At 55.4% G+C, this 17317-nt stretch carries 14 protein-coding genes and 1 tRNA gene; 3 read left to right on the forward strand and 12 right to left on the reverse strand.

The features are described from left to right. Nucleotides 1-19: 19 nt before the first annotated feature. From PT279_RS03300 to PT279_RS03320, 5 genes are all read right to left on the reverse strand, one after another. Nucleotides 20-598, reverse strand: a complete 579-nt coding sequence (locus tag PT279_RS03300; RefSeq protein ID WP_277165430.1) for a LemA family protein — start codon at nucleotides 596-598, stop codon at nucleotides 20-22. Between the two features lie 196 nt (nucleotides 599-794). Further along, the gene (locus PT279_RS03305; RefSeq protein WP_277165432.1) at nucleotides 795-2978 is read right to left on the reverse strand and encodes a DUF2207 domain-containing protein; all 2184 of its coding nucleotides are present in this window, start codon (nucleotides 2976-2978) and stop codon (nucleotides 795-797) included. Between the two features lie 222 nt (nucleotides 2979-3200). Beyond that, on the reverse strand, nucleotides 3201-5054 hold the full coding sequence (locus tag PT279_RS03310) for a DUF2207 domain-containing protein (protein ID WP_277165434.1): 1854 nt from the start codon (nucleotides 5052-5054) through the stop codon (nucleotides 3201-3203). Then, nucleotides 4990-5643, reverse strand: a complete 654-nt coding sequence (locus tag PT279_RS03315; protein ID WP_277165436.1) for a DUF2207 domain-containing protein — start codon at nucleotides 5641-5643, stop codon at nucleotides 4990-4992. The genes PT279_RS03310 and PT279_RS03315 overlap by 65 nt, the downstream gene beginning before the upstream one ends. 36 nt (nucleotides 5644-5679) lie before the next feature. Next, nucleotides 5680-5928: a hypothetical protein gene (locus PT279_RS03320; RefSeq protein ID WP_277165438.1), complete on the reverse strand. Its 249-nt coding sequence runs from the start codon at nucleotides 5926-5928 to the stop codon at nucleotides 5680-5682. A gap of 187 nt (nucleotides 5929-6115) precedes the next feature. Between PT279_RS03320 and PT279_RS03325 the strand changes: the two genes are divergently transcribed. Beyond that, on the forward strand, nucleotides 6116-7261 hold the full coding sequence (locus PT279_RS03325; protein WP_277165440.1) for a hypothetical protein: 1146 nt from the start codon (nucleotides 6116-6118) through the stop codon (nucleotides 7259-7261). Nucleotides 7262-7455: 194 nt separating this feature from the next. Here the strand turns inward: PT279_RS03325 and pgi are convergent, their stop codons facing one another. The 3 genes from pgi to PT279_RS03340 all read right to left on the reverse strand — a co-directional run bounded on the left by pgi (nucleotide 7456) and on the right by PT279_RS03340 (nucleotide 12323). Next, the gene (pgi, locus tag PT279_RS03330) at nucleotides 7456-9150 is read right to left on the reverse strand and encodes a glucose-6-phosphate isomerase (protein WP_277165442.1); all 1695 of its coding nucleotides are present in this window, start codon (nucleotides 9148-9150) and stop codon (nucleotides 7456-7458) included. A gap of 343 nt (nucleotides 9151-9493) precedes the next feature. Then, a complete protein-coding gene (locus PT279_RS03335) occupies nucleotides 9494-10951 on the reverse strand; it encodes an acyltransferase family protein (protein ID WP_277165444.1) in 1458 nt (485 codons plus the stop codon). Next, nucleotides 10938-12323, reverse strand: coding sequence for a sugar phosphate nucleotidyltransferase (locus PT279_RS03340; RefSeq protein ID WP_277165446.1), 1386 nt, complete (start codon nucleotides 12321-12323; stop codon nucleotides 10938-10940). The genes PT279_RS03335 and PT279_RS03340 overlap by 14 nt, the downstream gene beginning before the upstream one ends. A gap of 195 nt (nucleotides 12324-12518) precedes the next feature. On the opposite strand from PT279_RS03340, the gene PT279_RS03345 reads away from it, so the two are divergent. Beyond that, nucleotides 12519-12591, forward strand: a tRNA-Thr gene (locus PT279_RS03345). Nucleotides 12592-12679: 88 nt separating this feature from the next. On the opposite strand, the gene PT279_RS03350 is transcribed toward PT279_RS03345, so the two are convergent. Beyond that, the gene (locus PT279_RS03350) at nucleotides 12680-13438 is read right to left on the reverse strand and encodes a LysR family transcriptional regulator (protein WP_277165448.1); all 759 of its coding nucleotides are present in this window, start codon (nucleotides 13436-13438) and stop codon (nucleotides 12680-12682) included. Between the two features lie 282 nt (nucleotides 13439-13720). Here PT279_RS03350 and gap point away from each other — a divergent pair, with 282 nt between their 5' ends. Further along, nucleotides 13721-14737, forward strand: a complete 1017-nt coding sequence (gene gap, locus PT279_RS03355; protein WP_277165450.1) for a type I glyceraldehyde-3-phosphate dehydrogenase — start codon at nucleotides 13721-13723, stop codon at nucleotides 14735-14737. 85 nt (nucleotides 14738-14822) lie between these two features. Here gap and PT279_RS03360 read toward each other — a convergent pair whose 3' ends face one another. The 3 genes from PT279_RS03360 to PT279_RS03370 all read right to left on the reverse strand — a co-directional run bounded on the left by PT279_RS03360 (nucleotide 14823) and on the right by PT279_RS03370 (nucleotide 17268). Further along, a complete protein-coding gene (locus tag PT279_RS03360) occupies nucleotides 14823-15152 on the reverse strand; it encodes a putative quinol monooxygenase (RefSeq protein ID WP_277165452.1) in 330 nt (109 codons plus the stop codon). 86 nt (nucleotides 15153-15238) lie between these two features. After that, nucleotides 15239-15586 carry a carboxymuconolactone decarboxylase family protein gene (locus PT279_RS03365; protein ID WP_277165454.1) on the reverse strand — a complete coding sequence of 116 codons (348 nt, stop codon included), beginning with the start codon at nucleotides 15584-15586 and terminating at the stop codon, nucleotides 15239-15241. Between the two features lie 179 nt (nucleotides 15587-15765). Beyond that, nucleotides 15766-17268 carry an MDR family MFS transporter gene (locus PT279_RS03370; RefSeq protein WP_277165456.1) on the reverse strand — a complete coding sequence of 501 codons (1503 nt, stop codon included), beginning with the start codon at nucleotides 17266-17268 and terminating at the stop codon, nucleotides 15766-15768. Nucleotides 17269-17317 lie beyond the last annotated feature (49 nt).

Raw genomic sequence — 17317 nt, forward strand, 5'->3', positions numbered from 1 at the left:
GCCTTGTGTCGCGGTTCTCCTAGAACCTGACCTGCGGGACCTGCCTGTCGGCCTCGGCGACCTGGAAATACTGGGCAGGCGCGAAGTGGAATATGCTGGCGATGAGATTCGAGGGGAAGGTCTGGATGCTGGTGTTGAGCTTCTGGACGACGTCGTTGTAGAACTGGCGGGCGTAGGCGATCTTCTGTTCGAGGTCGGAAAGCTGCTCCTGCAGTTGCAGAAAGTTCTGGTTGGCTTTGAGATCGGGATAGGCCTCGGCAGTGGCCTGCAAGGCCATCAAGGCGTTGCTCAAAGCGGATTCGGCCTGGGCTCTTTCGGCTGTGGTCGCGGAACCGCTGCTGGCCGCCCTGACGGCATTGGCGCGCGCCTCGGTCACATTCTGAAGGACCTGCGATTCGTGGGTCGCGTATCCTTTGACGGTCTCGACCAGGTTCGGCACCAGGTCGGTGCGCCGCTTGAGCTGCACGTCAATCTGCGAGAAACCGTTCTGAACGCGGTTGCGCAGCGTGACCAAGTTGTTATAGGCCACGACACCCCACACCAGAACGATGACGACAATGGCCAATATGACCAGTAATACAATGGTACTCACACTCATATATGCCTCTTCTTCCTTTAAAACCATTCTCAAATCGCGGCTTCCATGACCCGCCTTGTCGCAATCGCCTCATTCGGTCGGTCAGACGATATTATTCCACACTCACACGATACTAAGGTTTGACATCTCATGTCAGCGCTGCCGTCCCGGCCAGCGACAATTGGCATGAAACCAGTCAGGACGATACCGCAAGCACTCACCGACCGCCGAAACTGCCGCCACCGGAACCACCGCCAGAGCCCCCGAAGCTGCCACCGCCGCCACCGCCGGACCCAATGCTGATACCGCCGCCGGAACCGTCACCGTTGTTCGAGAAGGTCGAGATTCTGGAGCATGTAGCCTGAATATCCGAAAAACCGGAAGCGAATTGCGAACCCAAATCGCCAAGCCCACTGCCATATACCGTATTTGCTGCATCGGTGGGGCCAATAGCGTAGCGATACGTCAGCGAATCATTCGAATCGTCGCTGAACTGAACGTTTTGGGGCACTTGTGCGAAGGCTTTCGAAAGCTCTTTGACCAATCGTTTGCTGATGCCGAACGCGGTCGCGTAGACCAAGTACTTGTCCCACAACACCAGGTCGGGAATGTCACGATTCACGAAATTGCTGAAATCCTCCAGGTATTTTCTGAATCCGAGAATCCATGCCGCGGCCTCTTGGCCGGAACCGATGAGCTTCTGATTCTGCATCAGCGAAATCGCGAAAACAAAGAAGAACATGAGCGGGATGCCAAACACCACCATCCAGGCGATACCGCCATAGACCACCAAAGCGAGGCTGCCGATGAAAGCGGCGACGAGCAGAGCCACCGTGATGGCAGTGAAGAGAAAATATTGCCATTGGAAACCGGTCACTTGCATCTGGTCGAACTCGTCGTCGGCGGCGTCGTCAAAGCGCTGCTTCGCGGCAATGCCGCCACTCCATTCTTTGATGCACTCGTTGAGCTGCGACAAATCGAAGATCTTCGCGCCAAGTTGGGCAGAAGCACTGGTCAGGAAATCAAGCAACGCACGTTCGGAATCGGCCAATTCGGGCTGATCCGAGATGTCCACATACGCCAATGGAAGAATTTTGACAACGCCTGTGGCCTTCCCGGAACGAGGACGATTTTCATCTTTGGCCGCCGCATCGATCTGCTGAACGCTGGCCGTGTCCATATCGATGCCGTCATACCACTGCATCCGACCAGGGTAAAGGGCGATGATTTTCTTGCTAGCCAGCGAAAGCAGGGTCGCCGACATGCGACGCGAACGCATGGCTCGACTGCTCATCGGCTCAAGCACACCCATCAATTTGGCGGCCGCGGCAGGGCTGATCGGCGGTATATCGCGGGAATAGGTCACCGCTGACCGACAACGAATCTTCCGGTTGTTGTATATCACCATGGCAACGACCGCCACCATGGCCATCAGTGTAAGCCCCACCACACTTTTGAGCTCATCGTCCCTTTTGCGCAGCTCACGTTGGTAGTTCTCCGCTTCCACCCGCTCATCGTTCAAAACCATATTTTTCATATCGATGTTGTCGGGCAGTTTCACCGAAGGCTGCTTCATTCCCTGCACGCCGAACATCGACACCAGATCCACATGCTGATGGGCCTTGACGTATTTTGCGGAAAAATCGACACCGTGGTCGGCGCTTTTATGCACATTGCCATCGCCATCGTAATGCAACCATTGCCAGGTCTGGCTCTTCGCAGTGCTTTTGGGAAGCGAAACGTGGCCTTGCAGGGAATCGATGGGAATCTCATTGTCATCGCCCACGGGCTCCCATTTCATATAAGAGACGTCGTTATAGACCGACACCACACCCTTGAAGGTCATGGAAATATCGAATCGCAGACTGTCTGCACTTTCGGTAGCAGGGATATTCCAGCCTATTTCGACGGTATGCCCATTGTCGTTATCCCGGGTTTCGCCGTCATTGGCGTCAGGGCTATCGGCGTCGGTGTCATCCTGGGCCGCCGGGGCATAGTCATGGTCATGCTCGGAAGTATCCATGGCATACCATGTGCCCGCGTAATCATCATTCCAACGGGCGTCATCCAACGTTTTGGTCGATTTGGCGCTACCAAGCCGGTAGGTCTTGCTGTGGCTGACGTCTTTGACGGACACATCGGTGATCGCCGTGAGTTTGTCGTCGTCAATCTTGTATTGCTGGAACAGTTGTTTCCAAGGCTTGCCATTTGGCCGTTGATTGAGCTTCATGTCAATGTGCTCGGTGAATCGCAAATCGCCGTTTGCAGATACCGACGCATCATATTTCAAAGAACGATACGAGATATCCTGCCGGAACGTGCCGCTTTGTGCCGCCGACCCTATGACGGTCAGGGCCAGCACCAGCGTAACCGCCAAGGATACGGCAACGTCTCTCGCCACTCTTCTCAAACTCAGCATCGTCCAACCAATCCGTCTCGAAGGCGCATTCTCCACTGCCCGAAAACTATTAGCCTATGATTAAAATCATCGTCATCAAATCATACCCGCCGAACGTCATATTCGCCGAAAGGCCAATCGCTTGTTCAGACGAGCAGGTATTCTATTGCGGATCGCCATGTCACCAAAACCTCATCTACTGCTTCGAACTAGAACAGCAGACGCTCAGCGCCCACCAAATGAGCCTCCACCGGAACCTCCGCCCGATCCGCCGAAGCTGCCGCCACTGCCGGAACCGCCGTCAGAGTCGGAGGACATGCTGAACGTGGATTCCATGGTGTCGATGCCGTTACTGACTCCAGCGCCGAAATCACTGAATTGCGCAGCCAGCGACGAGTCCGCACCGGCCCCCGAGCCCGAATCGGTCGAATAACGATACCAATAGCACAACGAATCGTTGTTGCCGCGCTCATGGTCATCATCAAGCGACGAGAACAACCCGCCAAAACGTTGCATCTGTTTGTCAGAGACCCCGAACGCAGTGGCGTAAATATAATACTTATCGAAATTATCCGGCGACAATGGAGAAACAGAAGACGGATGAAGCGCCGCAGCCACATCTGAATCCGAATCCGATAGCGAACCCGACGTCGCAACCGACTCGGCCGCCGCCGACTGATTTCCGGCGTCGCCGCCATGCCACAGATACGCCTCCAAACCCAGCATCGGCTTGACCAACCGTCTCCCTTTTCGTGTCAAGCCTCGATAACGCAGCAGTTTGAAGAGGAAAATGAGCAGGAAAATCACCGGGGCACCCAGCAACAGCGAAATCCCCCACTGTTCGTGCAGCTGGTCGGAAACATGGCCGTAATCGTCGGTGCCCGAACCGACCACGTTGAAGGCAAGGCCGTCGACATACAGCGCCCCCATCACTCCAGCCGCCACAATCGCAGCGGCCGCCGCAAAACCGAACAGCAACGGCTTGACCACATGCAGCTTCAGATATTCGAAATTCGCAGTCCAATTGAAGACGCTTTGCAGCCATTCGGCCTTCCACCAACCGTCCAACTTATGGCCAACGGTACGGAAATCGAAAACAGGCGTATCAAGTTTCAGCGATATCGCCTGCAGCAAGTTGAGCAATGCCCGTTCACACAGCGTGAGCTCATGCGTCTCGCCGACATTCTTCGCAAATGCACCCGGCAACATCACCACCGTCGAAGTCGGCTTGGAGGAGGCTTTAGGACCTTCCGCCTCTTCGGAGATGACTTCCCGCACCGCCTCCATACCCTTGGTGAGCCCCTGAGCCCTGGCCTGCCTGATATATTCCTCATCCCGGGCTTGCCTGTCGGCTGCCTGCGACCTTTCATCCATTGCTCCCGCAGATGCTTCAGCCGATTGCGCGTCTTTCTTTTGCATTTCGCTGACATCACGAAGCCGTTGCGAAATCTCATCGTCGCTGGCATGCGAAAGATCGATCCCCCTGAACCACTTGGAGCGACCAGGATAGACCGCGATGACGCCTTTGCTCACCAGCGAAAGCAGCGTAGAGCTCATCTGTCGATCCTTGAAATCGTCGGAGTACTCCCCGAAATCAAGAAAATCAATGAATTTTGCGGCGCATGCCGGCGTCATATCAGGAATGGCCTGCGAATACGGTGTCTGTTCCGGTTCGTTTACCGGTTTCTTCTGCCTGGTTTTCTTCTTGCGTTTCAAACCCGCGGCAGCATGGTGGGGACGCTCCTGCGGATAGTACGCCTGCCAATTCGTAATCAGCACGGCAAGCAACGCAAACAGGAGTACCGCGCCTTCCCATCCCAAATATCCAAGAATCACGTTGCGACGCATGGTGACATCGCTTTCGGCTTTGCGCATTTCGGCGGTACCGCGGTCGAGCATCAGCTTTTTGCCGTCCTTGGCGATGCGATACCTCACATCCGCGTTCATTGGCGATGCGGAAAACATCGAAACCAAGTCGATATGGCGATTCGCGGCGACGTTGTGCGCAGCGACGTCAATCTGCCGGCTTCCGGTCTGGCTGACCGAACCCTTGCCGGTGTAATGCATCCTGCCGCACATCCGTGCTTTTCACGCCTTTTGGCAAAGTGACCTTAGCATGGAAATCGCCGATCGGCACACCGCCGGTATCGCTGATTGGCTCCCACTTGGAGTAAGCGACGTCGTTATAGACCTTCACGACGTCCTTGAACGTCATGGAGATGTCGAATTTGAGGCTTTTCGCGGATTGCGTCGCAGGAATGTTCCAGCCAATCTCCACCGTGTCACCGGACTTGCCCATGCTTGCCGACACACCGTTTTCGTCGCGCAAGTCGTCGGGTTTGCTATCCGTTTTATTGCCGGGCGCAGCGGTTTTGTCATTGGGCGCGGCAGGTCCATGAGCGGACGATCCGGCGGTTTTGTCATCGGACCCCGCGGTTTTCTGCCGATATTGCCCGTCGTCCATGGCAGCCGGAAGATATTCGTCGCCTTCGCGGTTGTAAGCATTGGCGAAATCGGCCGCATACCATTGCCCCGCGTATTTGCCATCCCAGTTGAAATTATCAAGGTCACGCGAGGAACCGGCGCTGCCGTGCCGGTATTTCTGCCCCGTCGAAACATTAGTGACCGACACATCGGTGATGGCGCTCAGCACGCCGTCGCTTTTCACATTGTTACGAAGCGTATAGCGCTGGTACAACTGCCGTCACGGTTCGCCACCCTTGCGCTTGTTGAGTTTCATATCGACATGCTCGGTGATGCGCAAATCCCCGTCGGACCGCACCGTCGCATTGTAATTTAGGGAATTGTAGGTCAAATCGTTATGGTGAAAGCCGAGGTCGCCGGATTCAAAACTGCAGAAGGAGAGGAACACGACCACGACAATGGTGCCGATCGCCGCCGATTTCAGCGCCGCGCCTATTCGTTCAAGACTCAGCCCCTGCCGTATCTGCATCTTCCCTCATTCCACAAAAGCGGATGCAGCCACACCGCGACATCTGCAAGCCCTCTTCGTGACATCAATACTATCAATCCACAAGTACGCCTTGGTAAAAAGGTTTGCTCCATCGGTTGGCAGAATGGTGGGATATAGTAATGCCATATCGAATTGCGTGAAGAAGAATTAAAGAAGAGAGTTTGAAGTGCATCGTTTTGGCAATAAGTCCGAAGTAAACGGGCAGATACCGGTATCCGGCGATGATATCAGTTACGACGACGTATCAGCGCCAGACACCTCAACGGACACCTCAACGTCTTTCGATTCCGCCGACTATACCCAAATGCCCGTCGGGGGCGGCCGTGCTGGCAAAAACGCCGGCAGAAGCAGCGACAAGCCACAGATGAAACACGGCGATCCCGACGCCATCGACGACCAATACGGCAACAAACCGGTCCTGTCAACAGCCAACTTCGTCATCGCCATCATCGCCGTGGTTGCCGTCATCATTGCCGCATTCGTCTATTTCCGCGGCAGCGATACCGATAGCAACAGCAATCGTACAAGTGATAGCTATTATTCCGATTCGTCAAAAGAATCTCGAAAACTCAAAGATCAGCAGAAAAAGCAGGCCATCGTCGAGGAAGCAAGCAACGCCTATCGGGCGATTTCCGACCAAGATCTCAAAGTGACCGATGCCCTGAACACCCTCACCCTGAATTCGGGAAACAGCGGCGCAAGCACAGAAGTGACCCAGGAGCAAGTCGACGAGCTCAAGTCGGAGATAGCGAAAATGTCCACGCCGATTGACGCGTTCAAGAAAACGCAGTCGTATCACAAACATTCGGATGTACGCAAAGCCTACAAAGAGTACACGGACAAAGAAAAAGATTACGCCAACGCGCTTAATAATTTCGCCGACTCCGTCATTGCTTACGTCAAGGCAGAGAAAAGCTGCGACGAGGCCAATGATTGGTCCACCATGAACTCGGATGCGGCCACCTACGCGAACGGCAAACAAAAGACCATCACCACTTGCAGGGCAGCGGCGCAAGGCGTTGCGGACTCAAAGGACGGCCCGATCAAACAGTATGCCGCAACGACCCTCAAACGCATGGATGACGCGCAAAAGCAGCTCGACGGCATTAAAGGTCTTGGCTCAGCGGACGAGATCTTCGGCGACGAGACGAAGTTCCAGAGCTTCGAGGATATGTCCCGCAAACTCAGCGACGACCTCAACCCGACCAAACAGTTCGGCAATCAGAATCCCATCTATAAGGAACTGAGCGACGCAAGGCCAAGCAAAGCGATGCTCAAAATCAACTCGGCAATCTTCAACGCTGACAAATAAATGTGCGATGAAAATCAGGATTCTTGGTCGGTTTTCCTGATTTTCATCGCACATTCGAGCAATCCGGCGGTTCCGAGGCAGGCATTCTCAATAGCAAAAGGCGTTTGATCATTGCGATAATGACCAAACGCCTTTTGCTATTGCTGCGTCGAAGCGATTCATCCACCGCGACCAGCTAAGCCGCAACCATGCGACTACTTGCGATGCGCGCGGTAGAAGCGAATGAGGCTTTGCGTGGAAGCATCCTGCTGCGCGAGCGCTTCGTCATCCTGCGAGATCGCCGGGGTGATCTGACGGGCGAGCTGCTTGCCGAGCTCGACGCCCCACTGATCGAAGGAGTCGATGCCCCAGACGGTGCCCTCGGTGAAGGTGATGTGCTCGTAGAGCGCGATGAGCTCGCCGAGCGAGAACGGGGTCAGTGCGTCGCCGAAGATCGAGGTGGTCGGACGGTTGCCGGAGAAGACGCGAGCCGGAACGATGGCTTCGGGCGTGCCCTCGGCGCGAACCTCGTCGGCGGTCTTGCCGAACGCGAGCGCCTTGGTCTGCGCCAGATAGTTGCCGAGGAAGAGCTCGTGCACGTCCTGGTCGCCGTCCTTGGCCGGGTTCGGAGTGTTCGCGAAGGCGATGAAATCAGCCGGGATGAGCTGCGTGCCCTGATGGATCAGCTGGTAGAAGGCGTGCTGGCCGTTGGTACCGGGTTCGCCCCAGAAGACCTCGCCGGTGTCGGTGACGACCGGGGTGCCGTCCCAGCGCACGGACTTGCCGTTGGATTCCATGGTGAGCTGCTGCAGGTAGGCCGGGAAACGATGCAGGTACTGGTCGTAAGGCAGCACGGCGTGGGTGGCCGCGTGGAAGAAGTTGCGGTACCAGACATTGAGCATGCCCATCATCACGATGACGTTCTGCTCAAGCGGGGTGTTGGCGAAGTACTCGTCCATCTCGTGGAAGCCGGCGAGGAATTCCTCGAAGCGCTTCGGTCCGAAGACGACGGCGAGCGAGGTGCCAACCGCGGAGTCCACGGAATAACGGCCGCCGACCCAATTCCAGAAGCCGAACGCGTTCTGCGGGTCGATGCCGAATTCCTCCACACCCTTGAGGTTGGTGGAGACGGCGACGAAGTGCTTGCGGATCGCTTCGGCGCGCTTTTCGTCAGAGCCGTCGATGGCGCCGGATGCCGTGAGGCTGTTCAGCAGCCAGGTACGAGCTTCACGCGCGTTGGTCAGGGTTTCGAGGGTGGTGAAGGTCTTGGAGACGATGATGAACATCGTGGTCTCGGGGTCGAGGTCCTTGGTCTTTTCGGTGATGTCGTTCGGGTCAATGTTGGAGACGTAACGGGCGGAGATGCCGGCGTCCGCGTAAGGCTTGAGCGCCTCATAGACCATGACCGGGCCCAAGTCGGAGCCGCCGATGCCGATGTTGACGACGGTCTTGATCTTCTTACCGGTTACACCGCGCCATTCGCCGCTACGCACCTTGTCGGCAAAAGCGTAAATCTTGTCAAGCGTTTCGTGCACATCCTTGACCACGTCCTGACCGTCGACGATGAGCTTGCCCTCGTCGGACTTCGGGCGACGCAGCGCGGTGTGCAGCACGGCGCGATCCTCGGTGTTGTTGATGTGGACGCCCTCGTACATGGCCTTGCGGCGATCCTCAAGATGCACAGCCTTGGCAAGGTCGGCGAAAAGCTTGAGCGTTTCGGGCTGAATGAGATTCTTGGAAAGGTCGAAGTGCAGGTCGCCTGCGTCGAAGCTCAACTCTTCAACGCGGTTGGGTTCTTCTGCGAACCACTTCTTGAGGTCGATGCCTTCACTTTTCAGTTCGTCAAAATGCTTTTGCAGCGCCGCCCATTCCGGGGTCTTCGTGGCGTCGACAGGAGGATTGATGGCCATAATTCTTTTGGTCCTTTCATCACGTGCTGCGGGGTTTCATGGCCTAGTCATTCTTTTCTTCAAGGCGCTATTTCCACCGCTTGCTACACACACCAATTTACTCACAAAAGCGGACACAACAGCACAAAAAGCGTCGCGCCAGTCGACCTTGACATAACGCGATATTTGACATCAAAACATTGGAATCCGAACGATTCTCAGAATTCACAACTTATAGCCCAGAGGAAAGGGCACGCTCACATCCCAACATATTTACAGTCTACGGATTGAGCATGCAGCGACGGCTTCTTTTTGACTTGTCCTTGGATTTCCCGGCGGCGTCAGTTTCGCTTTTCGATTTCGCCTATGCCAACTTAATCAAGCGCAACAAGGGCTGACGGACAAAACGGTCGATGAGGCAGACCAGCAGCACAAACACAAGTGAGAAAACGACCTCAACGACAAACCAATCGACCAACCAACCTATGGACGCCGACATGCCACCGATCGCAAAAGCACTGGCAACGTGAGCAGCGACAGGGTCGGCAAAATGGCTTTGAACGGCGATCCAAGAATAATACGTGAGCGCCTGCACGATATAGAAGCCCAAGATGCCGGAAGCGAGTGCTTCAACCGCATGACGGCAGAAGACCTTTACGCTTTTCCGCAATGGCTTCTTTGCGCTGTTGCCATTACTTTGCAAAGCTTCGTCCGATTCCGCAGTGTTACCTAACGAAGGTTCCAAGCCACTCTGCGCAGCAAAAGACTCACACCTTTGGGCTCGTGCACTGGGGCATGCGGCACACATCAGCGAGCACAGGGCAAGTAAGAAGGAAATTGCCGAAGTCGATTTGAACGAAAGCGCCATCAGTAATCCGTAATGACCGCCGAAAGAAGCAAATGCAACGATGCAACCAGCAGCGATAATCAGGCCGGCCAAAGCAATCGTCCAATAACGGCGGGTCAGCCAGAATGGCGCAGAGATCTTTGCGTAGTGAGAAGCGGTTTTATTACCACCGACACATTGAGAAACAGCAGGAATGGCAGCATTCCCCCCATACCAGCGTTGCCAAGCGCAACCCAAAGCTCCCGCACAAATATAGGAGGCGAAATAGGTGATGGCGCTCATCTGCTTGCGCCAATCCAGAACGCTCAGCGAATCGAAGAAGTTGCGCCCGCTTATCGCCACGTAGACGTTGAGGCCGTAAATCACCGCAAGCGCGACCACCCACAATGCCACGCACCATTTCTTGCGGCAACGTTCGATGCACCAGCTGATGAACGGCGCAAGTAATACAAACAGAACATAAAGCCAAACAAATTCAAGACTTAAAATCACGTCACGCAACCCACCAACCGCTTGTATTGGGACGATCCAGCGGTTGACAACCACCAATACGACAACATAGAACACCACTGCGGCAAGGATTTTTGCGATGCGAGCCACGGTTGGTTTCCATTCGTCGCGGGCAAAGCCTTTACGATGCGAACGCTCAGCAAGGCGCGGAACGAGGAAAAACGCTGAAATCATGAAAAAGATGTGGTTGCCCCAGGCGCCTAAGAACATAAGCATCGAAATCAGCCAAACGGCCAGCGGCGTTGACGAAACGATGGCGATAAATGTGGGAGCAGCCCCGGTCTGCGCCGCCGTCGACACAGCATGCGGACCAGCAATCGCAATCTGTTCGAACGTGAGCAGAAACGTATGAAACACCGCAATGCCGACGATGGCCAGCAAACGCAACAGCTCGACGGCGAAAATACGCGAATGCCGCCTTGCAGGGAATGTCTGCGCAGATGCGGAAATGCTAGAGGATGTCATCACGGCCTTCGCGGTCGAGATAGGCGACCATGTCCTTGACCTCCTGGCTGCGGGCGCGCGGGGCGATCATCAGGGCATCTGGAGTGTCGGCGACCACCATGTCGTTGACGCCGAGCAACGCGATGGTTCGGTCGGAAAGCGGCATCACCACGTCACCGGCGCTGTCGAGGCTTACCACTTTGTCGCTGTCGCCAAGAATCTTGATATTGCGAGAGCCAGTGCTGGGCAAAAGTGCCGCCACGGAGTTGAAGTCGCCGATATCGTCCCAGCCGAAATCTCCGGGAACCATCGCCACACCGCCTGCCACGCTCAGCGGCTCGGCCACCGCGTAGTCGAACGCGATTTTCTCGATGCCCGGCCAGTAGGTCGCCATGGCCTCATCGATTACGTCATTGTCCGGATCAGCTTGATTGTTGACATCGGCATCATTATCAGCATCATCGTCAATGCCGGCATCGGATCGGGAATCTCCATTGATGCTGTTATTATTCTTCGCATTGTCGGGGTTTTCCGCGGTAGCGATATTGTCGTTTTGCCGAGAAGAGTCCGAAGCACCCAAAGCTTCCTGTCCGACATATTGTGCAGCAGCAATCTCCGCGTTCCCGGCGGTATCGGCACCATCGTCATTATCCACGGCCATATAGGCATCGGCGATATGCGAAACGGCATCGTACATTTCCGGCTTGTATTCACGCAAATGGTCGAGCAAGACGCCGGCGCGCATCACGAACATACCGGCATTCCAACGATATTCGCCGGTGGAAAGGTAGGCCTGGGCCGTGGCCGAATCCGGCTTTTCGACGAAACGTTCCACCAGACGCGCGCTGGGTGCCTCCGGAATTTCGTCGGCTAACGACCGGCCTTGGTGAATATAGCCAAACGCCGTGGACGGTCTGGACGCCGCAATGCCGATGGTCGTCACATACCCGGCACGAGCCGCAGCAACCGCCTGCCGAACCGCATCAGCGAACGAGTCCTTGCCCCGGATAACGTGATCGGCTGCAAACGAACCGACGATTATATGCTCGCCATGCCGCCGCGCCAAAATAGCCGTGGCCAGCACGATGGCCGCGGTCGAATCACGAGGAACGGGCTCGGCGAAAATGTTGGATTCCTTCAATTCCGGCAACTGCGCCTCGACCGCCGCAACGTGCCGCCACCCAGTACTCACCACGATGCGATCCGGCCCGGCAAGCCGCGCCAACCGGTCGAATGTGGACTGAATCAGCGTGCGCCCACTGCCCATCAAATCATACAGAAACTTCGGCCTCGCCCCACGGCTCAACGGCCACAACCTCGAACCGGTACCACCCGCAGGGATGATGGCATAAAAGTCCTCGAAGCCGTTGCGTGACGTCGATACGTCCGGCATTGCATTTTCCAAGTTGCCCATCCCTTTTCGCGCGATTTTGAGCCTGCCTGCTCCTTATATATTGTCGCGCGGCCCGTTGTCATTGCAAGCGTCGCTCTACAAGACACGGCCGAACGCAAGTCTCGTGGACAAAATGGAAATCATCCAGTAGTATTATTGTTTTGTGCGCGAGTGGTGCATACCGCTCGGGCAATTGCCGCTTTAGCTCAGTTGGTAGAGCGTCTCACTCGTAATGAGAAGGTCGACAGTTCGATTCTGTCAAGCGGCTCTTTTATTTTTCAATGGTTCCAATGTAATTCACAGCAAAATTCAATTGACGGCACTCTCTATTTCTGCTTAATCCACGTTTGCATAATTTATTCCACCTCGCCATAGACGCGATATTGCAGGTGGATGAGCTCCGCACCAATCTTGCGCAACTTGCGTTGTTCGGTCAGATACGAGGGCAGCAGCGCGATGCCCTTGCCCTGCTCCACCATGGTGACGATGGTCTCCAGCGAATCGACCTCCATCAGGCGGCGCGAATCGTGAGTATCTATATGGTCACGAAGGGAACGCTTGCGGAAGGCACATTCCTTGTCGTGGTTGATCAGCAGCGGAATGCCGGCAGGAAAACCCTTCGTTCCATCTTCCGCTGCAAGATAGGAAGCTTCCAACATCCCGGCACTTACCACTTGATAGTTGTCCAGTTCGCCCAAATCCACAAACGCGACCACCGACTTGTATTGGTGCCGCCGCGCTTCGGGAACGATTTCGCTTTGACGGCGGACGACGATGGTGCCGTAGCTTTCAGGATGAAACGACGGCATGTTGGTCATCATATAGTGCAACAAGGTTTCGGTAATCAACAGGTTTCCCGGAGCCCCGGCCGCTTCACGCCGTACATCGTCAAGTTCGGCGGTGATCCGCAACGACGCTCGATATAGCCGCTTGCCAATCCTCGTGGGCTCCACGCCTTTCGCGCTGCGCTCCACCAGTGTCGTGTGGAACTCGTGTTCAAGCGATTTGAGCCGGGCGCTGATATTCGATTGCGCGTAGCCGAGTGCCTTTGCGGCCTTGTTGAGCGAACCGGTTTCGATAATGGCTTCGAAAATCTCCAGGTCGTTGAGATTCATCGCACTCCCTTGCTTGTAACAGCGATGACCGTAGCCGTTGCCGCTATGGATGAACGTCCGTCAAATCATCTACGATAATCGACTTATAGTATCTGCTGTATTGATATGCTATCAGAAAATACAGAATTAAATACCCAGTAAACACAACGGTTGTGAATACTCATAATTTACGATATCTATCATTTTTAGTGATATGTATATCCATTTCAGATACTATGCATCCTTCTTACAAAGTCGTATCTTGAAGCTGTTAGAAAACGAAAGAAAAAGCAAGGAGCCATTATGACAGTGAAAATTGGTATCAACGGATTCGGCCGCATCGGTCGTCTCACATTCCGCAGGCTTTTTGAACTGAAAAGCGATGAGGTCGAAGTTGTCGCCATCAACGACCTGACCGACCCGGCCATGCTCGCCTACCTGCTACAGCACGACAGCGTGCAGGGCCGCTTCCCCGCCGAAGTCTCCAGCGACAAGACCGGCATCATCGTCGACGGCAAGCATTACACCGTCTACGCGCAGCGCGACGCCGCGAATATTCCGTGGGTCGCCAACGACGGGGTCGAGCTGGTTGTAGAATCCACCGGTTTCTACACCAGCACCGAAAAGTCTTCGGCGCATTTGAATGCGGGCGTCAAGAAAGTGCTTGTCTCAGCGCCGGCTGGCGACATGCCGACCGTGGTCTACGGCGTCAACCAGGACGTTCTGACCGCCGACGACCGCATCATCTCCCCTGGCTCCTGCACCACGCAGTCCGTCGCGCTTCTGTCCAAGCCGATGAACGACCACTACGGCATCCGCGCCGGCTCGATGACCACGATCCACGCCTACACCGCCTCGCAGAGCCTGACCGACGGGCCAAAGGGCAAGAACGCGCGCAACAACCGCGCTGCCGCCGAAAACGTCATTCCACATTCCACCGGTGCTGCCAAGGCCATCGGCCTGGTCATCCCCGAACTCGACGGCAAGCTCAAAGGGCAAGCCCGCCGCGTTCCGGTTCGTTCCGGCTCGCTTACCGAGCTTTCGCTGGTGCTCGAAAAGGCGCCCACGGCTGAGGAAATCAATAAGATGTTCCGTGAGGTCACCAGCGACAACGATTCCTTCGGCTATGACGACAGCGGTTTGGTCTCCTCCGACATGATCGGTGACACCCATGGCGCCATTTTCGACCCGACCCTCACCGAGGTGGTGCCGCTTGGCGATGGCAACGGCGAGCTGGTGAAGGTCAACGCCTGGTACGACAACGAATACGGTTTCACCTGCAACATGGTGCGTACCCTGCTGCATTTCGTGAGGCTGTAAATTCCGATCGCATCTTATATAACCAATAGTTAAATCAATAAAGCTGGTGCCACGACCCTGTTTGCCGTGAGACCAGCTTTATTTTTCACTTACGAATGAAATTTGCATCATGGTCGTCATCGCCGTCGCCACGATAGCGTTCGACCTCCATATGAAGGTCATATTTGTCGCGCAACGTGGCGATTTCCTGCATCATCGGAGTGGCATGGTGTCTGTCCAATGCCTCCTGATCGCTCCACGAATCGATAAGCAACACGGTTTCAGAATCTTCCAACGACGTGAAATACTGATAGCGCAAGTTGCCTTTTTCGGCACGAATCCGGGCAACGATGCCACCGTCCATCATCTCCTGCGCAAACCGCCGAGCTGAACCGTTCGAACCTTTGTAATAGAGATTCACCGTCAATGCCGCCATGGCTCGCCTCGCTTAACTCGACATCATATTGAGCATTATCAACTGTTGATATTCAGTCTAGTGAGTCGGCAAGTATCCTGATGTTTTCATTCTCCATGCGCGTGAGACTCTTCGCCCTCGGCCCAGACCTTCTTGGCACGGTTGAACGCCGACCAGGCCTTGGGCCAGCCGACGTAGAAGGCGAGATGCGTGATTTCGGCGGCAATCTCGTCCTTGGTGATGCCGTTGGCCTTGCCGATGTTGAAATGAGCATCCATCTGCTCGGTGGCACCCATTGCAATGATGGCTGCGATGGTGATCATCGAGCGGTCGTGGGCGGAAAGCTCGTCCTCGCGGCTCCACACCTCACCGAAAAGCACGTCATCATTCAAATGTGCGAATTGCGGCGCGAACTCACCAAGCTGCTCCTGCCCCGCTGTCTGTTTCTTTGCCATGATTGGTTCCTTTCACGTTTGTCGATTACGACATCGTCATCGAAGCCAAGCCTAGAAACTTCAAGCACTTGAAGTCAAACACGGCTCTTTAGCGTAGCAAATCGCAAACATGCGACGAAAAGCACGAAAATAGGCCTGAAAATGTGCTTTTCGTCGCAGCAAAACCGCAAAACCCGCGTCTACTCACTTTCGGCGGTGATGGCCTTGCGCTCGGCTTCGGCGTTCGGAAGGAAGAACGACGCGACAAGGCCGATGACGGCGAAGATGACCATGAGGATGAAGCCCCAGTTGTAGCCGATGGCTTGAGCCGCAGCCTTGCCTGCAGAGGCCTGCGAAGTCGCGGCAAGCGAGATGACAAGCATCGCGAGCGCCGTGCCCAGCGAACCGCCGACCTGACGGACGGTGGACGAGGCGGCGTTGGCGTGCGCGGTGAGGCGAGCGGAGCTCAGGTTGATGCCGGCGGTGAACGTGGTCATCATCGTGAAGGAGATGCCGACCATGCGCAGCGCGTAGCACAGGCCTATCACGAAGAGGCTAGTTTTCGCGCTGAACCAGAGCATCGGCACCGATCCAATCAGGAGCATCAGGAAGCCGAACAGCGAAAGTTTCTTGATGCCGAGCTTGTCGTAAAGCGTGCCGGAAATCGGGTTGCAAATCACCATGACTAGGGCGCCCGGCATCATCACCAGGCCGCTGGCAAGCGCTGACTCACCGCGGGTAGTCTGCAGGTAGAGCGGCAGCACCAGTTCGATGCCGACCATGGCGATGTTGCTGATGGTACTCAAGAGGGTGCAGAGGTTGAAGCGGGCGTTGCCGAAAACATGGATATCGAGCAACGGCTTGGAGAGCTTCAGCTGACGGACGCAGAAGAGCGCCATGATAACCACACCTACGATGAACAGCACCGCAAGCATCAGCGTGATGCGCCCAGTGTTGCCGACTTCAGACAGCGCATAGAGAATAAGACCAAAGCCGAAAATGGACTCGGCGAAGGAGATGACGTCGGTAGTGCTGTGATGAGGCGAGGTGAGGTTGCGCACCAGCGGGACTGCGAGAATTGCGGTGATGGCGCTAGCGATGGCGAGAATGATGAAGAGCATCTTCCAGCTGGAAACTTTGAGGATAAGGCCGGAAATGGTGGGGCCGACGGCCGGACCAAAGCCGATGACCAGGCCAGTGATGCCCATGGCCATGCCACGCTTTTCGGGCGGGAACATCATCAGGATGACGTTCTGGATGAATGGCATCAATCCGCCTGCGGCGATGGCTTCGATGATACGACCCGCGAGCAGCACCCAGAAGTTCGGTGCAAAAATGCAGACTATCGAGCCGACGAAGAATACGGCCATCAGCGTGACAAAAGTAGTTCTTAGATTAAAGGACTCAAATACCCACGCCGACATGGGAATCATCAGACCGACCACCAGCAAATACGCGGTCGTCAGCCACTGAGCTGTTGCTTGGCTTACCGAAAACGCCCCCATGATGGTCGGCAGCGCATTGTTCAGAAACGTCTCGGCCATCAACGCCGTGAACGATCCCAGCAGCAGCACCGCCATCATCAGCCCACGCTGACGTGAGGTGATGGATGAAGTGAAACCACCTTCCTGCCCGGATTCATGCTTCGAGGTCGCAGCGTTCTGCTCCCTGCCTTGCTGCTTTACCGATTGCTGACCTACCATTGATAACCTTTCCTAATTTATAGCAAGCTACAGTTTGAATAAAAAAATA

Origin of the sequence: Bifidobacterium sp. ESL0784 (assembly GCF_029433295.1) — a bacterium.
GTDB lineage: Bacteria > Actinomycetota > Actinomycetes > Actinomycetales > Bifidobacteriaceae > Bifidobacterium.

Excerpts from the sequence above, each read along its gene's own strand:
- PT279_RS03340 (WP_277165446.1), bottom strand. The coding sequence starts at position 12,323 with ATGCCGGACGTATCGACGTCACGCAACGGCTTCGAGGACTTTTATGCC.
- gap (WP_277165450.1), top strand. The coding sequence starts at position 13,721 with ATGACAGTGAAAATTGGTATCAACGGATTCGGCCGCATCGGTCGTCTC.
- PT279_RS03370 (WP_277165456.1), bottom strand. The coding sequence starts at position 17,268 with ATGGTAGGTCAGCAATCGGTAAAGCAGCAAGGCAGGGAGCAGAACGCT.
- pgi (WP_277165442.1), bottom strand. The coding sequence starts at position 9,150 with ATGGCCATCAATCCTCCTGTCGACGCCACGAAGACCCCGGAATGGGCG.
- PT279_RS03320 (WP_277165438.1), bottom strand. The coding sequence starts at position 5,928 with ATGCAGATACGGCAGGGGCTGAGTCTTGAACGAATAGGCGCGGCGCTG.
- PT279_RS03350 (WP_277165448.1), bottom strand. The coding sequence starts at position 13,438 with ATGAATCTCAACGACCTGGAGATTTTCGAAGCCATTATCGAAACCGGT.
- PT279_RS03365 (WP_277165454.1), bottom strand. The coding sequence starts at position 15,586 with ATGGCAAAGAAACAGACAGCGGGGCAGGAGCAGCTTGGTGAGTTCGCG.
- PT279_RS03360 (WP_277165452.1), bottom strand. The coding sequence starts at position 15,152 with ATGGCGGCATTGACGGTGAATCTCTATTACAAAGGTTCGAACGGTTCA.
- PT279_RS03310 (WP_277165434.1), bottom strand. The coding sequence starts at position 5,054 with ATGTGCGGCAGGATGCATTACACCGGCAAGGGTTCGGTCAGCCAGACC.
- PT279_RS03300 (WP_277165430.1), bottom strand. The coding sequence starts at position 598 with ATGAGTGTGAGTACCATTGTATTACTGGTCATATTGGCCATTGTCGTC.
- PT279_RS03335 (WP_277165444.1), bottom strand. The coding sequence starts at position 10,951 with ATGACATCCTCTAGCATTTCCGCATCTGCGCAGACATTCCCTGCAAGG.